The following is a 22633-nucleotide window of genomic DNA, read 5'->3' as shown; positions in this document are numbered from 1 at the left end:
CAACCACAACCCCCCCCCCCCCCCACCCGCCCACACCGGACAACCTCGCCTACATCATGTACACCTCAGGATCAACCGGACGCCCCAAAGCCGTCGCCATCACCCACCACGGTCTGATCAATATGGCGTGGCACCACTGGCCGGCAGAACGTGCAAGGGCCCGGATGTCGATGATCATGTCGCCAGGGTTCGACAGTTCGGCGTGTGAAATCTGGCCAGCCCTGCTCCAGGGTGGAGTCCTGGTGGTGTTGACGCGCCAACCGGATGTGGCCGCGCTCCGCCAGCTCATCGCCGATCGTGGCGTGACGTCGATGTTCGTGCCCACGGCGCTTTTTCACCAACTGGCAGAGGAAGATCCGGACTGTCTGGACCAGCTAAAGCTGCTCGAAACTGGCGGCGCTGCGCTTTCGCCGGCGGCGGTCAACAAGTTGCGGAATGGGCATCCGGAGTTGGCGATGATCAACGCCTACGGACCCACCGAAATCACAGTCTGCGCAGCGACATACGCCATTCCCCGGGCGAACGGATTCGACGGCGCATCGGTGCCGATCGGTGCGCCATTGGGCAACATGCGGGTGTTCGTGCTTGATGCGGGATTGTGTCCGGCGCCCGTGGGAGTGCCAGGTGAGTTGTATGTCGCCGGCGCGGGAGTCGCTCGGGGATATCGGGGTCGCGCGGCGTTGACCGCCACGCGGTTTGTGGCGTGTCCGTTCATCGGCGCGGGAGCGCCGGGCATACGTATGTATCGCACCGGAGATGTCGGGCGATGGACCGCGCAGGGCTCACTGGAGTTTGTGGGCAGGGCCGATCAGCAGGTCAAGATCCGCGGATTTCGGGTGGAACCCGGCGAGGTCGAGGCCGTCCTGACCGCCCACCCCCGGGTAGCCCACTCGGTGGTCGTCGCCCGCAGCGCCGCCAATGCCGCCGGCGACATCGACGACAAGCAATTGGTGGGCTATGTCGTGCCCAAACCACCAACCGCCGCGAGCGACGCGACCACCTCCGCCGCACTGGCGGCCGACATCCGACGATATGCGGCGACACGGCTGCCAGAGTTCATGGTGCCGGCGGCGGTCATAGCCCTCGAGGCCCTGCCGTTGACGGCGCACGGCAAACTTGACCGAGAGGCGCTGCCGGCCCCGCAGCTCGTCAGCGACGTGGCCTACCGAGCGCCGCGCGATCCACTCGAAAGAGTGCTGGCCGCGCTGTTCGCCGAAGTGCTCGGGGCGAGCAGGGTGGGAATCGACGACGGGTTTTTCGCCCTGGGCGGACACTCCCTCTCGGCGATCCGGCTAGTCGCGCACATCCGTACCGAACTCGGAATCGAAGTCCCAATCCGGGCAATCTTCGACGCCCCCACCATCGCCCAACTCGCCGAATGGATTGCCCGAGAACCCGTTTCTGAGTTCGTGGATGCGTTCGCGACCGTCTTACCTCTGCGAGTGGGCGGAACCAAGCCGCCTGTGTGGTGCATCCACCCGGCGGGCGGAATGGCGTGGGGTTACCGCGGGCTGGCGGAGCATCTTCGTGACCGACCCATCTACGGGTTGCAGGCGCGGGGTCTCGACGGCACGACGCCGTTCGCCGCGTCGATACCCGCCATGGCAAACGACTACATCGAGCAAATACTGGCCGTGCAGCCGGAAGGGCCCTTCATTCTGCTGGGTTGGTCCTTCGGCGGCGTCGTGGCTCAGGCGATGGCGGCAGAGCTCCAACGCCGCGAACACGAGGTCGCACTGTTGGGGCTGATCGCCAGCGTTCCCAGGTATGAGGACGACCCGCTATTGCTGTCAGACTTCTCCGAAAGCGATACGCGCAGCCTGATCAACGCATGGGCGAACGATCGCTACGGTGTTTCGATCGACGACCCTGAATACGAATCGCTGGCGAACGTCGTCATCGCCTTGACCAAAAATAGTGTCGAAATGCTCAACGACTTCGTGTCGCCGAGCTACGACGGCCGCTCAGTACTGTTCATACCGACTGTCAACGAGCCAAGACCACCGGAGGAATATCTCGCGGCATGGGCACCGTACCTGAAAGGGCATGTGTCCGCCCACAAGATCGAAAGCCAGCATTCCGACATGGACTTGCCGGAGCCGATTGCCGCGATCGGCCAAATACTCGAGCACGAGCTGGAAAGAACTACCCAGTGACGGACGTGCCAGCCCGCCAACGCGCCAACCTAAGCGTTCAGCTCAGCCCGCTGACCTTGTCCATCATCGCGTGTGCGATGTTGACGGCGCTGGTGTTGATGTCGCCGGACCCCTGGTCGGATGGGTGATGGCCGCTGGAGAACATGACATCGACCTCGACGAGGCAATTCCCCCGGACACCGATGGCCCGCGCGTCGGGCATCGGTCCGCCGAGTAACTCGGAGTAACTCGAATAGATCGAAACAGTCGCGGCAAGAACGGAATTGGCGACACGAACGTCAGCGATCTTGTCGGTGAAGCCGATTTCGCCGGCCGGCAGGCTCAGCGTCGTGCCATCGCAGCGGCTCCATTGCGCCGAGAACTTCGTGAAGAGCGCGGCGGCGTCGGCGGCCGTGGGCAGTGTCGTTACTCCCTCGATTACGCCCTGCACCTTGGCTGCCTCGCCTGTGTGCCGCCACGACGCGCCAGCAACGTCTTTGACGCTAGAGGATTGGTAGGCCCTTTGGTCGAGCAATACCGCGACACCGAGGCAGTCGGCGGGCGTGGCCGAGTCGAAAGGATGGCGCAACTTTTCGGGGCCCCCGGACCACGCCGACACGCCAGTGTCGCGTTCGAAGGATTGGTTGAGAATCCCCGTCAGCGCGGCGTCGTCGAGAAGGACCTGCGTGATTGCTGAACCCGTCAGTGGGCGCGGCTTCAGGTTCGGCGCCGGTTGTGCTGTGCCGCCGGCGGTTTGGGTACACGCAGTGGCGGCGATCATTGCCACCGATAACGCGGCGGTCAACGAGCACCACCGATTTGTCACTTCTTTGCCTTGTCCCCCGCGGCATCGGTGGACAATGCGGCCACAAACGCTTCCTGCGGCACCTCGACCCGCCCGATGGTTTTCATCCGCTTCTTGCCTTCCTTCTGCTTTTCCAGAAGTTTGCGCTTGCGGGTGATGTCACCGCCGTAGCACTTGGACAGCACGTCCTTGCGGATCGCTCGAATATTTTCGCGCGCAATGATTTTCGATCCGATCGCCGCCTGCACCGGCACCTCGAACTGCTGGCGCGGGATCAGTTCCTTGAGCTTGGTGGTCATCTTGTTGCCGTACCCGTACGCCGAATCCTTGTGCACGATCGCGCTGAACGCGTCGACGGCCTCGCCCTGCAGCAGGATGTCGACCTTGACCAGTTGCGCCTCCTGTTCGCCGGCCTCCTCGTAGTCGAGGCTGGCGTAACCACGGGTGCGCGACTTCAGCGAATCGAAGAAGTCGAAGATGATCTCCCCGAGCGGCATGGTGTAGCGCAGTTCCACCCGTTCGGGTGACAGGTAGTCCATGCCGCCCATCTCGCCGCGGCGCGACTGGCAGAGCTCCATGATCGTCCCGATGAACTCGCTCGGGGCGATGATCGTCGTCTTGACCACGGGCTCGTAGACGGTGCGGACCTTGCCCTCGGGCCAGTCCGACGGGTTGGTCACCACGATCTCGGTGTCGTCCTCTTTGATCACCCGGTAGACGACGTTCGGCGACGTCGAGATTAGGTCCAGGTCGAACTCGCGCTCCAGGCGCTCGCGGGTGATCTCCATGTGCAGCAGGCCCAGGAACCCGCAGCGGAACCCGAAGCCCAGCGCCACCGACGTCTCCGGTTCGTAGGTCAGGGCGGCGTCGTTGAGTTGCAGCCGGTCCAGGGCGTCGCGCAGATCCGGGTAGTCGGAGCCGTCGACCGGATACAGGCCCGAGTAGACCATCGGCTTGGGTTCGCGGTAGCCGGTCAACGCTTCGGTGGCGCCGTGACGGGCGGTGGTGACGGTGTCACCGACCTTGGACTGCCGCACGTCCTTTACCCCGGTGATCAGGTAGCCGACCTCGCCCACGCCCAGGCCCTCGCTGGCCTTCGGTTCGGGCGAGACGATGCCGACCTCCAGCAGCTCGTGGGTGGCGCCGGTGGACATCATCGCGATGCGTTCGCGCGGGGTGATCTTGCCGTCCACCACGCGCACGTAGGTGACCACGCCGCGATAGATGTCATAGACGGAGTCGAAGATCATCGCGCGGGTCGGGGCGTCGGCGTCGCCCTGGGGCGGCGGCACCTCACGCACCACGTGATCGAGCAGGTCCGCTACGCCCTCCCCGGTTTTACCGGACACCCGCAACACGTCGGCGGGTTCGCAGCCGATGATGTGGGCGATCTCGGCGGCGTAGCGATCGGGGTCGGCCGCGGGCAGATCGATCTTGTTGAGCACCGGGATGATGTGCAGATCGCGATCCAGCGCCAGATAGAGGTTGGCCAGGGTCTGAGCCTCGATGCCCTGCGCGGCGTCGACCAGCAGCACCGCGCCCTCGCAGGCCTCCAGCGCACGGGACACCTCGTAGGTGAAGTCGACGTGGCCTGGGGTGTCTATTAGGTGCAGGACGTAGTCGTCGTCTCCCACTTTCCACGGCAGCCGCACGTTTTGCGCCTTGATGGTGATGCCGCGCTCGCGCTCGATGTCCATCCGGTCGAGGTACTGGGCACGCATCGACCGCTCGTCGACGACACCGGTGAGCTGAAGCATCCGGTCGGCGAGCGTGGACTTGCCGTGATCGATGTGGGCGATGATGCAGAAATTCCGAATCTGCGCCGGTGCCGTAAAGGTCTTGTCGGCGAAACTGCTGATGGGAATCTCCTGGTCGACTGGCGGTTCGGTGGTGCGTCAAGGGTATCCACGCGCCGCGGCCCGGACACAATCGGCGCGTCTATGCTGCGAATATGGCGTCTGCCCGGAAATCGCAGTGGAAGACGTTTCAGCGCTTCGCGGAGAACCTGGTCTTCGATCGTGCTCCGCGGCTGGTCCGGCAAGTGCAGAACTCGCAAGCCGTGCTGCGGGAACTTCAGCAGGCGGTGAAGATCACCGCGAACGTCATCGCCGCCGTCGCTCCGCAGCCGCCGGCCGCGATCACCGCGGGCCGTCCGGTGACCAGCACCAGCTTTCCCACCGCGCAGCGAGCCCGCAAACTGGTCTACGCGCCGAACCTCGACGGCCGCGCTGACCCCGGGGAGATCGTGTGGACGTGGGTCGTCTACGAGGACGATCCCACCCGCGGCAAGGACCGGCCGGTGCTGGTCGTGGGCCGTGACCGCAGCGTGCTGCTCGGGCTGATGGTGTCCAGCCAGGAGCGGCACGCCACCGACCCCGACTGGGTTGGGATCGGTTCCGGCGCTTGGGATTACGAGGGCAGACAGAGCTGGGTCCGGCTGGACCGGGTGCTCGACGTGCCCGAGGAAGGGATACGACGCGAGGGCGCGATCCTGCAACGCGAGATCTTCGACGTGGTGGCCGCCCGGCTGCGGGCCGAGTACGCCTGGCGCTGAATTCTCGCCGAGCGTGTAACCACTGCGAAAAAACGACGAGATTTTCGCGCTGAGTACACGCTCGGCGCGACGCCGAGTCAGCCCTGCGTGATGTAGGACTGCAGCTGCTGCTGCTCGGCCTCCAGTTCTTCCATTCGGGTCTTCACGACGTCGCCGATGCTGACGATGCCGATCAGCTTCTTGCCTTCCAGCACCGGCACATGGCGCACCCGGTTCTTGGTCATCAGCATGGTCAACGAGTCGACCGTGTCGGACTTGGTGCACGTGGCGATCGTGGAGGTCATGATCTTCGAGACCGGGCGGGACAACACGCTCGCGCCGTGTTTGTGCAGTTGGCGCACGACATCGCGTTCCGACACGATCCCGACGACACCTTCGGCACCAACCACGACCATGGCGCCGATGTTCTGCTCGCAGAGGCCGGCGAGCAGCTCCTTGACGGTTGCCTCGGGATTGATCGTCACCACCGCCGCACCCTTGTTGCGCAAAACGTCCGCTATCCGCATTAAGGCCTCCCAGGCGGTTGTGAGCTGCTTCACACCAGGCTACGGCCAACTTGCGCGGCGGGAAAGCCGACGCGAGGACCGAGAGCCGATGCTCTCCATTACCCTCACGTCCGCGCCCCGAAACACCCACGTTCGCCGACGGTGTCCGCGAGGATAGGGCCATGATCGAGGTCACCCTGCTCGGAACCGGAAGCCCCATCCCCGACCCGAACCGCGCCGGACCGTCGACCCTGGTGCGGGCCGGCGGGCAGGTCTTCCTGGTCGATTGCGGTCGCGGCGTCTTGCAACGCGCGGCGGCGATCGGCGTGGGCGCCAGCGGATTATCGGCGCTGCTGCTCACGCACCTGCACAGCGATCACATCGGCGACCTCGGCGACGTCCTGATCACGCGCTGGGTCAGCACCTTCAGCCCGGAGCCCGTCCCGCTACCGATCATCGGACCTCCCGGCACCGCGGAAACCGTTGAGGCGACGCTGAACGCGTTGCACCACGACATCGGTTACCGCATCGCTCACCACGCCGACCTGAACGCGCCGCCGCCGGTCGACGTCCACGAATACACCGAGGGTCCGGTGTGGGACCGTGACGGCGTGTCGATCCGAGTGGCGCCTACCGATCACCGGCCGGTGGCTCCGACCATCGGATTCCGGGTCGAGTTCGGGTCAGCGTCGGTCGTGCTGGCCGGGGACACTGTCCCCTGCGCAAGCCTGGACGAATTGGCAAGCGGCGCAGGCGCTTTGGTGCACACTGTAATCCGTAAGGACATCGTCTCCAACATCCCGCAACAGCGGCTGCAGGACATCTGCGATTACCACTCGTCGGTCGAGGAAGCGGCGGCGACCGCGGCCCGAGCGGGGGTGGGAACCCTGGTCATGACGCACTACGTACCCGCCCTGGTGCCGGGGCAGGAAGAGCAGTGGCGGACGCTAGCGGCCGCCGAGTTCGCCGGGCAGATCGAGCTCGGCGACGACCTGCACCGGGTCGAAGTCAGCTAGGCGGTCGCGGCAACGCTCGCCCGAGCTGCAGGCCGGCCGCCACCAACCAGACCAGAACCGCGACGCGCGCGATCGGCAGAATCACGCCCAGTTCCGGACACGCCAGCACCAGCGCCGTCACTTCCGCGAGCGCGGCAACCACCAGCCCCGTCCAGCCCAGCGGCCCGGGCAGCAATCTCCGCGCGCGACCCGGCACCGCCATCCCGGCGACCAACAGGCCCAACGCCACCAAGTGCCCCGGGCCGCCGATCAGAAACGCCAGGAAGTAGATCGCCCGAACCAGCGCCGCGTCCGCACTTATCTCGGGCCGCGACAATGTCCAGCCCAACAACGCCGTCAGCCCCAACGCCCCGGCCGCCAACGTCCCGCCCGTCAGCGCGATCGCCGCCGCGGGCCGGGCCACACCGAGCTGCCGCAACCGGGCGGCGGCGATCGCCGCGTACATCGCAAGCGGTACCGACGAGGCGAACACCGCGGTGCTAACCACTTGCAGCGCGACCGGCTTTGCCCGGACGTACGCGACGACCGCACCCATCGCCCCATAGGGCAACGGCGGCACGCCGCCCAGCACCACGCCTACTGCCACTCCGCCGAACAGCAGCCCGACGCACAGCAGCGCGAGGCCCGACAAGGCCAGACGGCCCGGCGCTGACGAGTCTTGCATCCGGTCACCCCTACGCCAGCCGAGTGACCTCCACGATCACGTCGAGGTCGGTTGCGCCCTCGCCCGAGTAGATCCCTTTGAGCGGGGCGACATCGGTGTAGTCGCGGCCGACGCCCACACTGACGTACTGCTCGGTGATTTCGGTGTTGTTGGTGGGGTCGTAGTTCCACCAACTTCCGGTCCAGGCTTGAATCCAGGCATGACTTCGCCCGTCGACCGTATCGCCCACTGTGGCGTTGCGTTTGGGGTGCAGATACCCCGACACATAGCGCGCGGGAATTCCCATGCTGCGCAAGGCCATTAGCGACAGGTGCACGAAGTCCTGGCAGACGCCCTTGCCCTCGTTCAGCGCGTCGAGTCCGGACGAATGCACGCCGGTGGTACCCGGAAGGTAGACCAGCTCGTCGTGTGCCCACTTGGCCGCGGCGACGACGGCTTCTTGGGGCTTATGGCTTTTCGCGATCTTCTTGCCCACGGACGCAACACGTTTGCTTGCCGGGGCGTGTGCGGTGGGGCGGAGCAATTCGTCGAACCGGTCAATCACCACCTCGGATCGCAGGTCGCCCCACCCCGCCTCCATCGCGGGCGGCTCCGGCTCTTCGGTCTCGATGACCGACGACGACGTCACGGTGAGGTCGGCGTGCGGCGCATGCAGATCGAACGCCGTCACGGCGGTGCCCCAATAGTCGATGTAGCGATAGGACCGCGTGGCCGGAATGGTTTCGACACGGTTGAGGATGACGTTCTGCCGGGTATCCGACCGCGGCGTCAGCCGGGCTTCGTTGTACGAGGCGGTCACCGGCGACTGGTATGCGTACCCCGTGGTGTGCACCACCCGCATCCGCCACATCAGGCGTCCCCCTGCCTGCTGGTTAGCCTGGTCCGCTCGCCCGCATCCGACCACGCCACCCACGGGGTGACGTGGAAGTACTGCAGCGACAACGCTTCTCCGACATCGCGGCAGGTCGCCTGTAAGCCGGCCAAGCGGCTTTCGAGCGACTCCAGCAACACACCCGGCTGCAGGAATTCCAACTCGCTGCGAGCCTGACCGAGCAGCCGCTGCGCCTCCGCGGTGGCGCCGATTCGGCTCTGCGGATTGTGCAGCAACTCGTCGAGGTTGTGCTCGGCCAGCCGGAGCGAATAGAACACCGAACGCGGAAACAGCCGATCGAGCAACATGAACTCGACCACCCGAGTCGCGTCCAGCACACCCCGGTAGGTGCGCAGGTACGTGTCGTGCGCACCGGCCGAACGCAATAGCGTCACCCAGGCCGGCGAGGACGCGCTGTCCCCGACCCGCGACAACAACAACCGCACGGTCATGTCGACGCGCTCGATTGCTCGGCCAAGCAACATGAAGCGGTATCCGTCGTCACGGGACAGTGTCGAGTCGGCGAGGCCGGCGAACATCGCCGCGCGACTCTCGATGAACGACAAGAACTCGTGCGGCCCAAGGCGTTTGGCGGCCCGTTCGCGTTCGGGCAGGGCATGGTAGGTGGTGTTGAGGCACTCCCAGATTTCACTGGAAGTCACCTCGCGCGCCGACTTCGCGTTCTCGCGGGCCGCCGTGATCGCGTCGACGATCGAGCAGCCACCCTGATTGCTGGTGCTGTAGGCGACGAGGTCGGTCAGCGACCACACATCCAGGTCGTGGTCCGGGGGTTCGATACCGAGGACGCGCAGCAGCAAGCGTGACGCCTGATCGGGATCGACGCTGGAATCCTCGAGCAGTTGGTGCAGCGCGACGTCGAGAATGCGCGCCGTGTCATCGGCGCGCTCGACGTAGCGACCGATCCAGTAGAGCGCCTCGGCGTTGCGGGCCAGCATCAGCGGATCGCCTTCTGCCGTTGCTGCTGCTGTTGTTGTTGCTGTTGCTGCGGCTGCTCGTCCTGCGGCTGCTCGGCCTGCAGGGGCTGTTGCGCCCGTGAGCCGTCCGGAGCCGGGTCGGAGATGGATGTCGGCAGCGAACGCACGACCTCCGCGGCGCCCAGCTCGCGCGCGACGGCCGCGGCGCGCGGCGCGAGCACCCACGTGTCCTTGGAGCCACCCCCCTGGCTGGAGTTCACCACCCGCGACCCCTCGACCAGCGCCACCCGGGTCAGCCCACCCGGCAGCACCCACACGTCGTCGCCGTCGTTGACCGCGAACGGCCGCAGGTCGACGTAGCGGGGCGCCAGTTCGTCGTCGATCTGAGTCGGGACCGTCGACAGCTCCATCATCGGCTGCGCGATCCAGCTTCGTGGATCGTCGCGAATCTTCTTGCTGACGGCCGCCAGCTCCTTCTCGGTGGCCTCGGGTCCGAACACGATGCCGTAGCCGCCGGACCCCTCGACCGGCTTGAGGACCAACTCGTCGATCCGGTCGAGCACCTCTTCGCGCTCGTCGTCGAGCCAGCACCGGTAGGTCTCCACATTGGCCAGCAGCGGCTTCTCGCCCAGGTAGTACTCGATCATGGTGGGCACGTAGGTGTAGACCAGCTTGTCGTCGCCGACACCGTTGCCGATCGCGCTGGAGATGACGACGTTGCCGGCGCGGGCCGCGTTGACCAAACCCGCCACCCCGAGCACCGAGTCCGCGCGGAACTGCAGCGGGTCGAGGAAGGCGTCGTCGATGCGCCGATAGATGACGTCGACTTGGCGTTCGCCATCGGTGGTGCGCATGTACACCTGGTTGTCGCGGCAGAAGAGGTCGCGGCCCTCGACCAGCTCGACGCCCATCTGCCGCGCCAGCAGCGAATGCTCGAAGTACGCCGAGTTGTACACCCCGGGGGTCAGCACGACGACCGTCGGGTCCGCCTCGTTGGTGGCCGCCGAGTTGCGCAGCGCGCGCAGCAGGTGCGACGAGTAGTCGTCGACGGCACGCACGCGGTGGGTGGCGAACAGGTTCGGAAAAACCCGCGCCATGGTGCGCCGGTTCTCCATGACGTACGACACCCCCGACGGGGAGCGCAGGTTGTCCTCGAGGACGCGGAAGTTGCCCTTCTCGTCGCGGATCAAGTCGATGCCGGCGACGTGGATTCGCACGCCGTTGGGCGGGACGATGCCGACGGCCTGGCGGTGAAAGTGCTCGCAGGACGTCACCAGGCGGCGCGGGATGACGCCGTCGTTGAGGATCTCCTGGTCGCCGTAGATGTCGTCGAGATACATCTCGAGGGCTTTGACCCGCTGGGTGATGCCGCGCTCGAGCCGGCTCCACTCGGCGGCCGAGATCACCCGCGGCACCAGGTCCAGCGGGAAGGGCCGCTCCTGACCCGACAGCGAAAACGTGATGCCCTGGTCGATGAACGCGCGGGCCAGCGCCTCGGACCTAGCCATGAGATCCGAGACGTCCGACGGCGCGAGCTCGGCGTAAATGCCCTTATACGGGCCGCGGACGTTGCCCTGTGCGTCGAACATCTCGTCGAAGGCCATCGCATAGGCGTCGGTGGTGTTGTATCCGCCGAAGATGCGCTCGGAGCGTGGCTGCGGTCGCGCCGGGCCGCGCGACCCTTGCCCGGTCTCCTCAAGCTGGCTCGTAAGACTCACTTTTCAGATGCTGCCTCAAATTGACGTTGCGGCAGGTCACGGTTTCCCCTTTTGGGAGAAAACGTAACCGACTGATAACCTGGGCAATCGCCGCCGGGTACATCGGGCGCCTCAAGCCAACACCGAATCTAAGAAGGAAACAACGCGTGGCCAACATAAAGTCGCAGCAGAAGCGCAATCGGACGAACGAGCGCGCCCGCCTGCGCAACAAGTCGGTGAAGTCTTCGCTGCGCACCGCCGTGCGCGCGTTCCGGGAGGCCACCGACGCCGGCGACAAGGACAAGGCCGCGGAGTTGCTGGTGTCGACCAACCGCAAGCTGGACAAGGCGGCCAGCAAGGGCGTGATCCACAAGAACCAGGCGGCCAACAAGAAGTCCGCGCTGGCCAAGGCCCTGAACAAGCTCTGAGCTCGGACAGTCAGCGGCCGCGGTCGGCCACTAGCTCGGCGACCTGCCTGACCGCGGATTCCAACGCGTAGTCGGCGTCGGCGACGGCGCCCTTGACGTTGGCGTTGAGTTCCGCCACCACTTTCATCGCGACCGCCACCGTGTCGCGCGACCAGCGGCGCGCCTGTTTCTGCGCCTTCTGCACCCGCCAGGGCGGCATCCCCAGCTGCGCCGCGAGGCGGTAGGGGTCGCCGGACAGCGGCCCAACCCGGCCGATGGTGTGCACGGCCTCGGCCAGGGCGTCGGCCAGTACCACCAGCGGCTCGCCGCGCATCATCGCCCACCGCAGCGCCTCCGTGGCTCCTTCGATGTCGCCGGCGACCGCCTTGTCGGCGATGTCGAACCCTTTCACCTCCGCTTTGCCGCTGTGATAGCGGCGCACCGCGGCCGCATCGACGGCACCGGCGGTGTCGGCGACGAGCTGCGAACAGGCCGAGGCCAGTTCGCGCACGTCGGATCCGACCGCATCGAGCAGGGCGGTCACCGTCTCCTCGTCGACCTTGATGCGCAGCGCGCGGAACTCCTTGCGGATGAAGTCGATGCGTTCGCTGAGCTTGGTGATCCGCGCGCAGGGATGTACCTGCGCACCGAGCTTTTGCAGCTCGTTGGCCAGCGCTTTGGCCCGCCCGCCACCCGAGTGCACCACGACCAGCACCGTGCCCGCCGGGATGTCGGCGGCGGCCGCGGCGATCATCGCGGCCGCGTCCTTGCCCGCGTCGCCGGCGGCCTCCAGCACGACGATGCGTTCGTCGGCGAACAGCGATGGGCTTAGCAGCTCGGCGAGTTCGTACGTGCTGACGTCGCCGGCCCGCATCCGGCTGACCGGCACATCGTTGGCCCCGGGGTCGGTGCCGGCACGCTGCCGCGCCGACCGCAGCACGTCGGCCACCGCCCGCTCGACCAGCAGTTCCTCGTCTCCCAGGACCAGGTGCAACGGCGCAGGCTCGCTCACCCCACGATGGTGTCACGTGGGTCCGACTAGGGCCCGCCCAGTCCGATGATGGCGACCCGCCACGCCCGGCTACGCCGCAGTTGCGATCGCCATTAGTCCCGACAGGGACCAGGCCGCCACCCACACGCCCACCGCGGCGCCCGCCAACCCGACCGCCACACGAAACCCGCGCCACCGCCACAACAGCCGCGCGAGCAGAACGACCACGACGGTGGCGCCGCCGACCGTCAGCACGCCGGCCGCACCGGACGCAACGGGCACGGTCGCCGCGGGAACCCCGGCCACCCAGCGCGCCACCCTCAGCACCCACCACAGCTCGGGGCCGGCGAATCGGATCAGCAGCTCCGCACCGGCCGGCCACAACATGCACAACACGGCCGCCGCGCTGCCCAGCACCGTGATCGGCGCTATCGCCGGCGCGACCGCGAGGTTCGCGACCACGGCCAGCAGGCTGAGCCGGCCCGAAATGCCGGCGACCAGCGGCGCGGTCACCGCGTGCGCGGCACATGCCACCGCGAGGGCATCCGCCAGCGGCTTGGGACAGCCTCTTTTGCTCAGGCGCCGCGACCAGACCGGTGCGATGACGACCAGCGCGGCCGTCGCCAGCACCGACAGTGCGAAGCCAACGTCGACGGCCAGGTGGGGAGCGACGGTCAGCAGTATCAGCACCGCCGCCGACAGGGCCGGAATCGCTTGCCGCCGCCTCGAAGACAGGATCCCCGCCAACGCGATGGCACCCATCATGGCCGCGCGCAACACGCTCGGCGTCGGTTGGACGACGATGACGAAGGCGACCAGTGCCACCGCGGCCAGCGCCACGGCCGCGCGGCGGCCGATCAGCCGCGCCGAGAACAGCACCGCCGCGCACACGATCGTGACGTTGGCTCCCGACACCGCCGTCAAGTGCGTCATGCCAGCGGCGCGTAAGTCGCGACCGGTCTCCGCGCTGACCGCCGCGGTGTCCCCGAGGACCAGGGCGGGCAGCATCGCGGCCTGCTCGGCAGGCAGCGCATCGCGGGCGGTGGCGGAGAACCGCGTGCGCACAGCGTGAGCGGCCCGCTGCACCGCGCCGGCCTCGCCCAGCGTCGGGCGGCCCGTCGCGTTGAGCACGGCGACCGTCAGGTCATGGCGCGCGGGACGGTTGATGCGCGCGGTGAAGCGCACCGGCTGGCCGGCCATCACGCCACCGAAGTCCGACGTGCGCGCGAAAACGACTACCCGGCCGGACATTTCGTCGGCGCGCACCCGCTGCAAGGTGGCGCGAAACATCAGGCTGCCCCGGCCGACGGGCCGCGGGCTCTCGGCTGGGGTAACCGTCACCGGGGCGGCGGTACCGAACGCCGCGGCGACGGGATGGCGCGCCACCGCGTCGGTGCGCAGCGCGATCGCCAGCCCGAAGCCCGCACCCACGACACCGATCGCCAGCACGCCGGCGCCGATCGCCCGCAGGCGCGCGTGGCTCCGCGCCGCGCACAGCAGCCCACACGAGGCGGCAACCAGCGCGACGCAGCAGCATGCCAGCGCCCGGCCAACCGGCCACACGATCCCCGCGGCGGTGACCGTCCATCCCGTGACGGCGGCCGGGACCAGCCGGACATCCAGGTGGGCCAGCGGCGATCCGTCGAAGCCCGCAGCGTCAGACGCGGACCAGGGCACGCAGCTTTTCCAGCCGCGCCGGGCCGATGCCATCGACGTCGGCGAGCTGGTCGACGCTGGTGAACTTGCCGTTGGCCTGCCGCCACGCCACGATCGCAGCGGCGGTGACCGGCCCGACCCCGGGCAGGGCGTCCAGCTGCTCCACGCTCGCGGTGTTCAGGTCGAGCGGCTGCCCCGGTTTCGGCTTGGCCGATCCCGATACGGGCGCCGGCGTCCCGGGCGTCGGCGCCGAGCCGGAGGCCACCGAGCTGCCGAGCGCCGTGGGCCGCCCCGAGATCGGGGCCAGCCCGACCACGATCTGTTCGCCGTCGCCGACCGGACGGGCCATGTTCAATCCGATGGTGTCCGCGCCGTCCACCGCACCGCCCGCGGCCTGCAGCGCATCGGCGATCCGCGCGCCGGGCGCCAGGGTGACCAGCCCGGGGGTGCGGACCAGGCCGACCACGCTGACGACGCAGGGCCGGTCGCCCGCCGGCTGGCCCGCAACCGGACCCGCCGACGATCTGGGGCTCGCAGTGGACGCCTTCTCGACGGGAGGAAGCTTGGCCGACATCACCGGCGCGGGCCTGTCGCGCACCAAGGTGAATATCGTGACCAGCACGGCCAGCGCGGCGACCACCGCCATCGCGATAGCGCCCGCGCGGCCGGGGTCGGCGCGCAGCCTTGCGACCCACCCCCCGCGCTGGGACGCGTCGGGAAGCCATCGGGGCAACAACGAATTCTGATCGTCGTCCGGCGCGTCCGGGTCATGCTCGGGATCCTCGGGATCGGCGTGCGAATCGGCATCGGGCTCGGCGCCGAGCCGCCGCTGCAGGCGCTCGGCGGGCAGTTCTATGCGCATGCCGGCGACGGTAAGCGCGGCGACCGCCGCAATGGCCCCGTCCAGGGCGTCGCGGCGCCCGTTTGTGGACTAACCCGAGGCTGTGCAAAAGCACAGCAGGCGATGGGTCAAGATAGAAAGCCGAAGCGATCGGCCGGGCCGGAAACCCATCCGCGGCTTCACCCCCAGACGACAGGAGGCTGCCATGCAGTTGGCGCTCACACCCGAGGAAGCCGCATTCCGCGACGAGCTTCGCACCTTCTACACCACAAAGATCCCCGAGGAGCTCCGCGAGGCGGTGCGCCAGGGGGCGCCGGTGACCAAGGACCACATCGTCACCAGCCACAAGATCCTCCACGAGCACGGGCTCGCGGTGCCCAACTGGCCGGTCGAATGGGGGGGCAAGGATTGGACGCCGACCCAGTACCAGATCTGGGCCGACGAGATGCAACTGGCGTGCGTCCCAGAGCCACTGAACTTCAACACCAAGATGGTCGGCCCGGTGATCGCCGAATTCGGGTCCCAGGAAATCAAGGAGCGCTTCCTGCCCCCGACGGCCAGCATCGACATCTGGTGGTGCCAGGGGTTCTCCGAGCCCGAGGCCGGCTCGGACCTGGCCTCGCTGCGCACCACCGCCGTCCGCGATGGCGACACCTATGTCGTCAACGGCCAGAAGACGTGGACCACGCTCGGCCAATATGCGGACTGGATCTTCTGCCTGGTGCGCACCGACCCGCAGGCGCCCAAGCGCCAGGCCGGCATTTCGTTCCTGCTCTTCGACATGGGGACGCCGGGTATCACGCTGCGCCCGATCAAGACGATCGACGGTGGCCGCGAAGTGAACGAGGTCTTCTTCGAAGACGTTCGGGTGCCGGCCAATCAACTTGTGGGAGAAGAGAATCAGGGCTGGACATACGCGAAGTTCCTGCTGGGCAACGAACGCACCGGCATCGCCGGCGTCGGCCGCACCAAGGTCCGCCTCGCCGAGGTGAAAAAACACGCCATCGAGACCGGTCTGCTCGACGACCCACTGTTCGCGGCACGCCTGGCCGAAGCCGAAAACGAGGTGCTGGCACTGGAACTCACGCAGTCCCGGGTGACCACGGACTCCGCGGACGGTAAACCCAACCCCGCATCGTCGGTGCTCAAGATGCGCGGCAGCCAACTGCAGCAGATCGCCACCGAGCTGCTCGTCGAAGTCGCCGGACCCGACGCGCTGCCGGTCGACGGCGGTGACATCGCGTCACCGGCCTGGGCGCAATCGGCCGCGCCGCGCTACCTCAACTACCGCAAGACGTCGATCTACGGCGGCAGCAACGAAGTGCAGCGCAACATCATCGCGTCCACCATTCTGGGATTGTGAGGCAGCCATGGACTTTCAGCTGAGCGACGAGCAGGCCCTGCTCCGCGACACCACGCGCGACCTCCTGTCGCGCAGCTACGATCCCGAGAGCCGCAACAAGATCATCGAGAGCGAGCTCGGCTGGAGCCGCGACGTGTGGAGCCAGCTCGCCGACACCGGGATTCTCGGCCTCGGGTTCGAGCCGGACGAGGCGGGCCAGATCGAGATCATGGTGGTGCTCACCGAGATCGGGCGACGGCTGGCACCCGAGCCCGTCGTGCACGCCGCCCTGGCACCCGGCGCACTGATCGCCGAACGCGGCAGCGACCCGCAAAAGCAGCTGCTGGACGAGGTTGCGGCGGGCCAAAAGTTGCTCGCGTTCGCCCATTTGGAAACCGGTCACCGGAAACCGACCGCGGCCGTCTCCACGCAGGCTGCGCGGCAAGGCGATTCGTGGACCCTGACCGGAACGAAGAACCCGGTCCCGGCCGGGGACTGCGCCGACGCCCTGGTGGTCAGCGCCGCATTGCCCGACGGCGGAACGGGATTGTTCGTCGTCGACGGTGATGCGGTCACCCGGCACCCCTATCCGACCTTCGACGGCCAGCGCGGCGCCCAGATCGAGCTGGACTCCACGCCCGCCGAGCCCCTCGGCGACGCGGCGGACGCGTCGACGGCCATCCTCGAGGCACTCGTCCGAATCCAGTCGGCGTTGTGTTGCGAAGCCGTTGGCGCGATGGAGGAAGCGCTGCGTCTAACCACCGATTACCTCAAGAGCCGCAAGCAGTTCGGCGTCACGCTCAACAAATTCCAGGCGCTCACCCAGCGCGCCGCCGACATGTACGTGTCGCTGGAGTTGGCCCGCAGCATGAGCTTCTACGCCGCGATGTCGATCGCCGACGGCAACCTCGACCCGGTGATCGCGTCGCGTGCCAAGCTGCAGATCGGCCGGTCCGCACGGCACATCGCGCAGGAGTCCATCCAGCTGCACGGCGGCATCGGCATGACCGCCGAGTATCCGGTCGCCCACTACGCGGCCCGGCTTACCGCGATCGAGCACACGCTGGGCTCCTCGCAGGACCACCTGCAAGTGCTCATCGACCACATCGCCGACTACGACTTGGTCCGGCTCTAGCGCCATGGCCGAGAAGCCGGAGCTGTCAGACAGGGTCGTCGAGTTCCTCTCGGCCGGCACCCGCACCGGGATGCTGGGTTACGTCGCGGCCGACGGCAGGCCGCTGGTCGCGCCGGTGTGGTTTGTCGTGGATATGGAGCAAGACGGTGGCGTGCTGGTGTTCACCACCGGCCGTGACACGTCGAAAGGCCGTGCCCTGGCGCGTGATTCGCGAGTCACCATCTGCGTCGACGACCCCCACCCGCCCTATTCGTTCGTACAGGTGCAGGGCGTGGCGACGACGACGGACAATCCCGGTGACGTGCTGGAGTTCACCACCAGGACCGGCGCGCGGTACATGGGCGCCGACCGCGCCGACGAATTCGGCCGCCGCAACGCCGTTCCCGGCGAACTCGTGGTGCGTGTGCGCCCGACCAAGGTGGTCGCCGGATTCGATATCAGCGACTGAACGCGACCGACCGCGACTGAGCGCGAAGCGCCTACGGCAAAGGAGCCCCCGATGAGCACCACCGGAGAAGACCGTCCATTGCGCGTGATCCAGTGGACGACCGGCAACATCGGGCGGCGATCGCTGCACGCCATCATCGGCAGGCCCGACATGGAGCTGGTCGGCGTCTACGCGCATGGGCAGGACAAGGTCGGCGTCGACGCCGCCAAACTAGCCGGCTGGCCGGAGCCGACCGGGGTGCAGGCGACCAACGACGTCGACGCGCTGCTCGCGCTGAGGCCCGACGCGTGTTGCTATAACCCGTTGTGGCCCAACGTCGACGAACTGGTCCGCCTGCTGGAATCGGGCGTCAACGTGTGCACCAGCGCGGCGTGGATCACCGGCGGCAAGCAGACGCCGCAGGACCGCAAACGCATCGAGGACGCCTGTCGCAAAGGTAATTCGACGATTTTCGGCAGCGGCGCGCACCCCGGAATGACGAACATGGTCGGCATGGTGCTGTCGGCCTCCTGCGAGCGCGTCGACGAGATCCGGATCACCGAGTCGGTGGATTGCTCGACCTACGAGTCGGCGGAAACCCAGACGGCTATGGGGTTCTCGCAGGATCCCGACACCCCTGGGCTGGCGGACAGCGTTCGCCGGGAAAGCGAGGTCTTCGCGGAGTCGGCGGCGATGATGGCCGATGCGATCGGCGCGAAGCTGGACAAGATGACGTTCGACGTCACCTTCACCGCGGCCACCGCAGATTCCGATCTGGGCTTCATGAAGATTCCCGCGGGGACGGTCGGCAGCGTCTATGGCTACCACCGCGGCTGGGAAGGTGACCGCAACGTCGTCAGCGTCGGATTCAACTGGATCATGGGCAGCCATGTGGTGCCGCCCAAGCCCCTCGAGCACGGCCACGTCATCCAGGTTTTCGGGCTGCCCAACATGCGCACCGTCCTGCACTGCCTGCCACCGAAGGATTGGACCGAGCCCGGGTTCATGGGTCTGGGAATGATCTACACCGCGATGCCGGTTACCAATGCAGTCCCGGCAGTGGTGGCCGCGAAGCCCGGCATCGCGACATTGGCGGACTTGCCGCCGGTGACGGGACGGGTTGCGCGCTAGACCGGTGCCACACCGGGCACACCCGGAGGAACGCTTCCGTCCTCTAAGGGTTAGCATACTTAGCCGAGCAAAGGTTCCTGGCGACAATGGACGTCGCCGATGACGGTGGTGAGCTTTCGGGCGGGACGGCAGGCCCGCCAGCGGTGAGCGGAAGGCGGTCTGGTGATGACTAGTCCAGGTTCAACGACCGGAGCGCTGACCCGCATATTGAAACGAGCCTGGATTCCGCTGCTCCTCGTCGCCGTTCTCGCTGTCTCGGGCCTGGTCGTGATGCGCCTGCACAAGATCTTCGGCTCGCAGGACCTCAACGCGAACGCCGGGGCCGGGATCGAGATCGTGCAGTTCAACCCCAAGGTCGTCGTCTACGAGGTGTCCGGCCCACCGGGCGCCACGGCCAACATCAACTACTGGGACGAGAACGCCAACACGCACCAGGTCAACGCCGCGCCGCTGCCGTGGTCCACCACGATTTCGACGACACTCCCCGCGGTCAGCGCCAACATCATGGCGCAAAGCGACGGCAGCAGCATCAGCTGCAAAATCACCGTGGACGGCGTCGTGCGCGAGCAGCAAAACTCCGACGGCCACAACGCCCAGACCTTCTGCCTGGTGAAGTCCGCATGAGCGACGTGAACAACAAGAGCCCGATGACCGCCGCGGACGCGGACACGGGCCCGATCCACGCCCAGAGCCCCGGCAAGCCCGCACGCGGCCACCGTCCGGCCCTCCCCCACACAATCCGCATCTTCGCGGTGCCCATCATCTTGGGCTGGGTCTTCGTGACGGTTCTGGTGAACGTCATCGTCCCCCGCTTGGAAGTCGTCGGCGAAGCGCACTCGGCGCCAATGACGCCACTGGACGCTCCGTCCATGAAAGCGATGATGCTGCTGGGCCACAACTTCCACGAATTCGATTCCAACAGCACCGTGATGATCGTGCTGGAAGGTCAGAAACCCCTCGGCGACGACGCGCATCGCTACTACGACAACCTGATCCGCCAACTGCGCCAGGATCCCCAACACATCCAGCACATCCAGGACTTCTGGGGAGACCGGCTAACCGCGGCGGGGGCGCAGAGCGCCGACGCCAAGGGCGCCTACGTCATGTTGAACCTCGCCGGCAACCAAGGCACGACGCAGGCGAACGAATCAGTGGACGCCGTGCGGAAGGTGATCGATCGCAATCAGGCGCCGCCGGGGGTGAAGGCCTACGTCACCGGTCCCGCCGCGCTGTCCGATGACATGCACCTCATCGGTAACGCGAGCCTGGCCAAGATCACCCTGTTCACCCTGGGCGCGATCGCGATCATGCTGCTGCTGGTCTATCGGTCCATCGTCACGACGCTGGTCCAGCTGTTCATGACGTTCGTCGCGTTGGCGTGTTCGCGGGGAGTCGTCGCGGTCCTGGCCTATCACAACGCATTCGGGCTGACCACGTTCGCCGCCAACATCCTGACCATGTTGGCGATCGCGGCGGGGACGGACTACGGGATCTTCCTCGTCGGCCGTTATCAAGAGGCGCTGCGCGCCGGCGAGGATCGAGAAACCGCGTACTACACCACATTTCGCGGGGTGGCGCCGGTCGTCCTGGGGTCAGGCCTGACGATCGCCGGGGCGACCTATTGCCTGAGTTTTGCGCGCCTGCCCTGGTTCAACACGATGGGCGCACCCGTCGCGATCGGCATGCTGGTCGTGGTGTTGGCCGGCCTCACGCTGGGACCGGCGGTCGTGTTCGTGGGCAGTCGCTTCCATTTCTTCGAGTCCAAGCGGGCGGTTAAGAGGGGTCGGCTGTGGCGGCGGGCGGGCACCGCGGTAGTGCGTTGGCCCGCACCGGTTCTGGCGATCAGCGCCGCGGTCGTGCTGGTCGGCATGGTCGCCCTGCCCAGCTATGTCACGAGTTACAACGACCGGTACTACCTGCCGACCTCGGCACCCTCCAATCTTGGGCAAGCGGCGGCGGATCGGCATTTCTCGCAGGCACGGATGAACCCCGACATGTTGATGGTCGAAGCCGACCATGACATGCGAAATCCGGCCGACATGCTGGTGTTGGACAGGGTGGCCAAGAACGTCATGCGCACGGTGGGCATCGCGATGGTCCAGGACATCACCAGGCCGCTGGGCATTCCGATCCAGCACAGCTCGATTCCGTTCCAGAACAGCATGCAGAGTCAGACGACGATGCAAAACATGGCGTTCCTCAAGGACCGCATGGCTGACATTCTCAAGATGGCCGACCTGCTGCAGGACCAAATCAACGTCACGCAGCGCCAATACGAAGTGTCGCAAGATCTTTCGAAGGCCGCCGACGACAGCGCAAGGACCACGGCAGAAACGTCGGAAATCACCGATACGTTGCGCAACCACATCGCGGATTTCGACGACTTCTGGCGGCCGATGCGCAGTTACTTCTACTGGGAAAAGCACTGCTACGACATTCCGCTCTGCTGGTCGACCCGGTCTCTGTTCGACTCGTTGGACGGCTTCGACCAGCTCGCCGAGAAGTTTCACGACCTCACGGCCGACATCCAGCACACCGCCACGGCCACACACGATCTGATGGCGCTGTTCCCCATGCTGATCGCGACGCTGAAGACGACCCGGGGAATCACGCTGACGTTGTACCAGACGTTCAAGGCGATGATCGATCAGATGGAGGCCATGAGCGATACCGCGATCGTGATGGGGCAGAGCTTCGACGCCTCCAAGAACGACGACTTCTTCTACCTGCCGCCGGAGGCCTTCCAGAATCCGGACTTCCAGACGGGCCTGCGAATGTTCTTGTCGCCGGACGGTAAGTCGGCGCGCTTCTTCATCACCCATCAGGGCGATCCGATGACCCCGGAAGGGATCTCGCGCGTCGCCGCGGAGCGGACCGCCGCGCAGGAGGGTCTGAAACAGTCCTCGCTGTCGGACGCCAAGGTTTATCTCGGCGGCACGGCCGCGACCTTCAAGGACATGCACGACGGCGCGAAATTCGACCTGATGATCGCGGTGGTGTCGGCCCTCACGCTGATCTTCATGATCATGCTGCTGCTCACCAGGAGCGTGGTCGCGGCGATGGTGATCGTGGGCACCGCGGCCAGCTCCATCGCGGCGTCATTCGGCCTGTCCGTGCTGATTTGGCAGGATCTGTTCGGCATCAAGATCCACTGGATCGTCGCGGCGCTATCGGTCATCATCCTGTTGGCCGTCGGGTCCGACTACAACCTGCTACTGGTGTCCCGGTTCAGGGAGGAGATCCATGGCGGGCTCAAGACCGGAATCATCCGGTCGATGGCCGGGACCGGCGGGGTGGTGACCGCGGCGGGTCTGGTGTTCGCCTTCACCATGGCGTCCATGCTGGGCAGCGACCTGCGGGTGTTGGGCCAGTTCGGATCCACCGTCTGCATTGGTCTGTTGCTCGACACGCTTATTGTGCGCACGCTGTTGATGCCGTCGATCGCTACCCTGCTGGGGCGTTGGTTCTGGTGGCCGCAGGTTGTCCATCCGCGAGGCGACAACGCGCGACGAACCTGACGCACTGGGCCGTTCGGTGCGGC

19 protein-coding genes and 1 pseudogene are annotated in these 22633 nt (G+C 66.8%); 10 read left to right on the top strand and 10 right to left on the bottom strand.

The window, feature by feature from the left end:
• Positions 1-2156, top strand: a 2156-nt coding sequence (locus tag A5736_RS12015; protein WP_139333270.1) for an alpha/beta fold hydrolase, incomplete at its 5' end; no start/stop codon positions are given.
• 37 nt (positions 2157-2193) lie between these two features.
• Here A5736_RS12015 and A5736_RS12010 read toward each other — a convergent pair.
• Positions 2194-2961: a sensor domain-containing protein gene (locus tag A5736_RS12010; RefSeq protein WP_217695749.1), complete on the bottom strand. Its 768-nt coding sequence runs from the start codon at positions 2959-2961 to the stop codon at positions 2194-2196.
• A pseudogene (gene lepA / locus A5736_RS12005) lies at positions 2958-4870 on the bottom strand (translation elongation factor 4). The gene A5736_RS12010 and the pseudogene lepA overlap by 4 nt, the downstream one beginning before the upstream one ends.
• Positions 4871-4891: 21 nt before the next feature.
• Between lepA and A5736_RS12000 the strand changes: the two are divergent.
• Entirely contained in the window at positions 4892-5494 is a 603-nt protein-coding gene (locus tag A5736_RS12000) for a type II toxin-antitoxin system PemK/MazF family toxin (RefSeq protein ID WP_076128277.1), read from the top strand.
• 77 nt (positions 5495-5571) lie between these two features.
• On the opposite strand, the gene A5736_RS11995 is transcribed toward A5736_RS12000, so the two are convergent.
• Entirely contained in the window at positions 5572-6000 is a 429-nt protein-coding gene (locus A5736_RS11995; RefSeq protein ID WP_076128326.1) for a CBS domain-containing protein, read from the bottom strand.
• Between the two features lie 161 nt (positions 6001-6161).
• Between A5736_RS11995 and A5736_RS11990 the strand changes: the two genes are divergently transcribed.
• Complete coding sequence (locus A5736_RS11990; RefSeq protein WP_076128279.1) at positions 6162-6995, top strand: ribonuclease Z; 834 nt, start codon at positions 6162-6164, stop codon at positions 6993-6995.
• Here A5736_RS11990 and A5736_RS11985 read toward each other — a convergent pair.
• Genes A5736_RS11985 through A5736_RS11970 form a run of 4 tightly spaced genes read right to left on the bottom strand, consistent with a single transcriptional unit; the run spans position 6988 to position 11183 of the window.
• A complete protein-coding gene (locus A5736_RS11985; RefSeq protein WP_076246356.1) occupies positions 6988-7659 on the bottom strand; it encodes a hypothetical protein in 672 nt (223 codons plus the stop codon). The two genes, A5736_RS11990 and A5736_RS11985, sit on opposite strands and share 8 nt — an antisense overlap.
• 10 nt (positions 7660-7669) lie before the next feature.
• Complete coding sequence (locus A5736_RS11980; RefSeq protein WP_076246354.1) at positions 7670-8509, bottom strand: transglutaminase family protein; 840 nt, start codon at positions 8507-8509, stop codon at positions 7670-7672.
• Positions 8509-9486, bottom strand: a complete 978-nt coding sequence (locus A5736_RS11975) for an alpha-E domain-containing protein (RefSeq protein WP_076246352.1) — start codon at positions 9484-9486, stop codon at positions 8509-8511. The genes A5736_RS11980 and A5736_RS11975 overlap by 1 nt, the downstream gene beginning before the upstream one ends.
• Entirely contained in the window at positions 9486-11183 is a 1698-nt protein-coding gene (locus A5736_RS11970; RefSeq protein ID WP_076128287.1) for a circularly permuted type 2 ATP-grasp protein, read from the bottom strand. The genes A5736_RS11975 and A5736_RS11970 overlap by 1 nt, the downstream gene beginning before the upstream one ends.
• Before the next feature lie 146 nt (positions 11184-11329).
• Between A5736_RS11970 and rpsT the strand changes: the two genes are divergently transcribed.
• On the top strand, positions 11330-11590 hold the full coding sequence (gene rpsT / locus A5736_RS11965) for a 30S ribosomal protein S20 (RefSeq protein ID WP_076064408.1): 261 nt from the start codon (positions 11330-11332) through the stop codon (positions 11588-11590).
• A gap of 10 nt (positions 11591-11600) precedes the next feature.
• On the opposite strand, the gene holA is transcribed toward rpsT, so the two are convergent.
• From holA to A5736_RS11950, 3 genes are all read right to left on the bottom strand, one after another.
• Positions 11601-12563, bottom strand: a complete 963-nt coding sequence (gene holA, locus A5736_RS11960) for a DNA polymerase III subunit delta (protein ID WP_139333273.1) — start codon at positions 12561-12563, stop codon at positions 11601-11603.
• Between the two features lie 87 nt (positions 12564-12650).
• Positions 12651-14237, bottom strand: coding sequence for a ComEC/Rec2 family competence protein (locus A5736_RS11955; RefSeq protein WP_371328376.1), 1587 nt, complete (start codon positions 14235-14237; stop codon positions 12651-12653).
• Positions 14218-15078, bottom strand: a complete 861-nt coding sequence (locus tag A5736_RS11950) for a ComEA family DNA-binding protein (RefSeq protein WP_076246349.1) — start codon at positions 15076-15078, stop codon at positions 14218-14220. Before A5736_RS11950 ends, A5736_RS11955 begins: the two co-directional genes overlap by 20 nt.
• Before the next feature lie 184 nt (positions 15079-15262).
• Between A5736_RS11950 and A5736_RS11945 the strand changes: the two genes are divergently transcribed.
• The 6 genes from A5736_RS11945 (at position 15263) to A5736_RS11920 (ending at position 22610) form a co-directional block, all read left to right on the top strand.
• The gene (locus A5736_RS11945) at positions 15263-16420 is read left to right on the top strand and encodes an acyl-CoA dehydrogenase family protein (RefSeq protein ID WP_076246348.1); all 1158 of its coding nucleotides are present in this window, start codon (positions 15263-15265) and stop codon (positions 16418-16420) included.
• A 7-nt stretch (positions 16421-16427) separates the two neighbouring features.
• On the top strand, positions 16428-17534 hold the full coding sequence (locus A5736_RS11940) for an acyl-CoA dehydrogenase family protein (RefSeq protein WP_076246347.1): 1107 nt from the start codon (positions 16428-16430) through the stop codon (positions 17532-17534).
• Between the two features lie 4 nt (positions 17535-17538).
• Positions 17539-17982 carry a PPOX class F420-dependent oxidoreductase gene (locus tag A5736_RS11935; protein WP_076246346.1) on the top strand — a complete coding sequence of 148 codons (444 nt, stop codon included), beginning with the start codon at positions 17539-17541 and terminating at the stop codon, positions 17980-17982.
• A gap of 51 nt (positions 17983-18033) precedes the next feature.
• Positions 18034-19092: a dihydrodipicolinate reductase gene (locus A5736_RS11930; RefSeq protein ID WP_076246344.1), complete on the top strand. Its 1059-nt coding sequence runs from the start codon at positions 18034-18036 to the stop codon at positions 19090-19092.
• Positions 19093-19257: 165 nt separating this feature from the next.
• Entirely contained in the window at positions 19258-19716 is a 459-nt protein-coding gene (locus tag A5736_RS11925) for an MmpS family transport accessory protein (protein ID WP_083667353.1), read from the top strand.
• Complete coding sequence (locus tag A5736_RS11920; RefSeq protein ID WP_076246343.1) at positions 19713-22610, top strand: RND family transporter; 2898 nt, start codon at positions 19713-19715, stop codon at positions 22608-22610. Before A5736_RS11925 ends, A5736_RS11920 begins: the two co-directional genes overlap by 4 nt.
• Positions 22611-22633 lie beyond the last annotated feature (23 nt).

It is taken from the genome of Mycobacterium sp. SP-6446, assembly GCF_001954045.1.
Classification (GTDB): domain Bacteria; phylum Actinomycetota; class Actinomycetes; order Mycobacteriales; family Mycobacteriaceae; genus Mycobacterium.
Note: the sequence above shows the minus strand (reverse complement) of the source record. Positions and strands in the feature narration are given on the sequence as shown.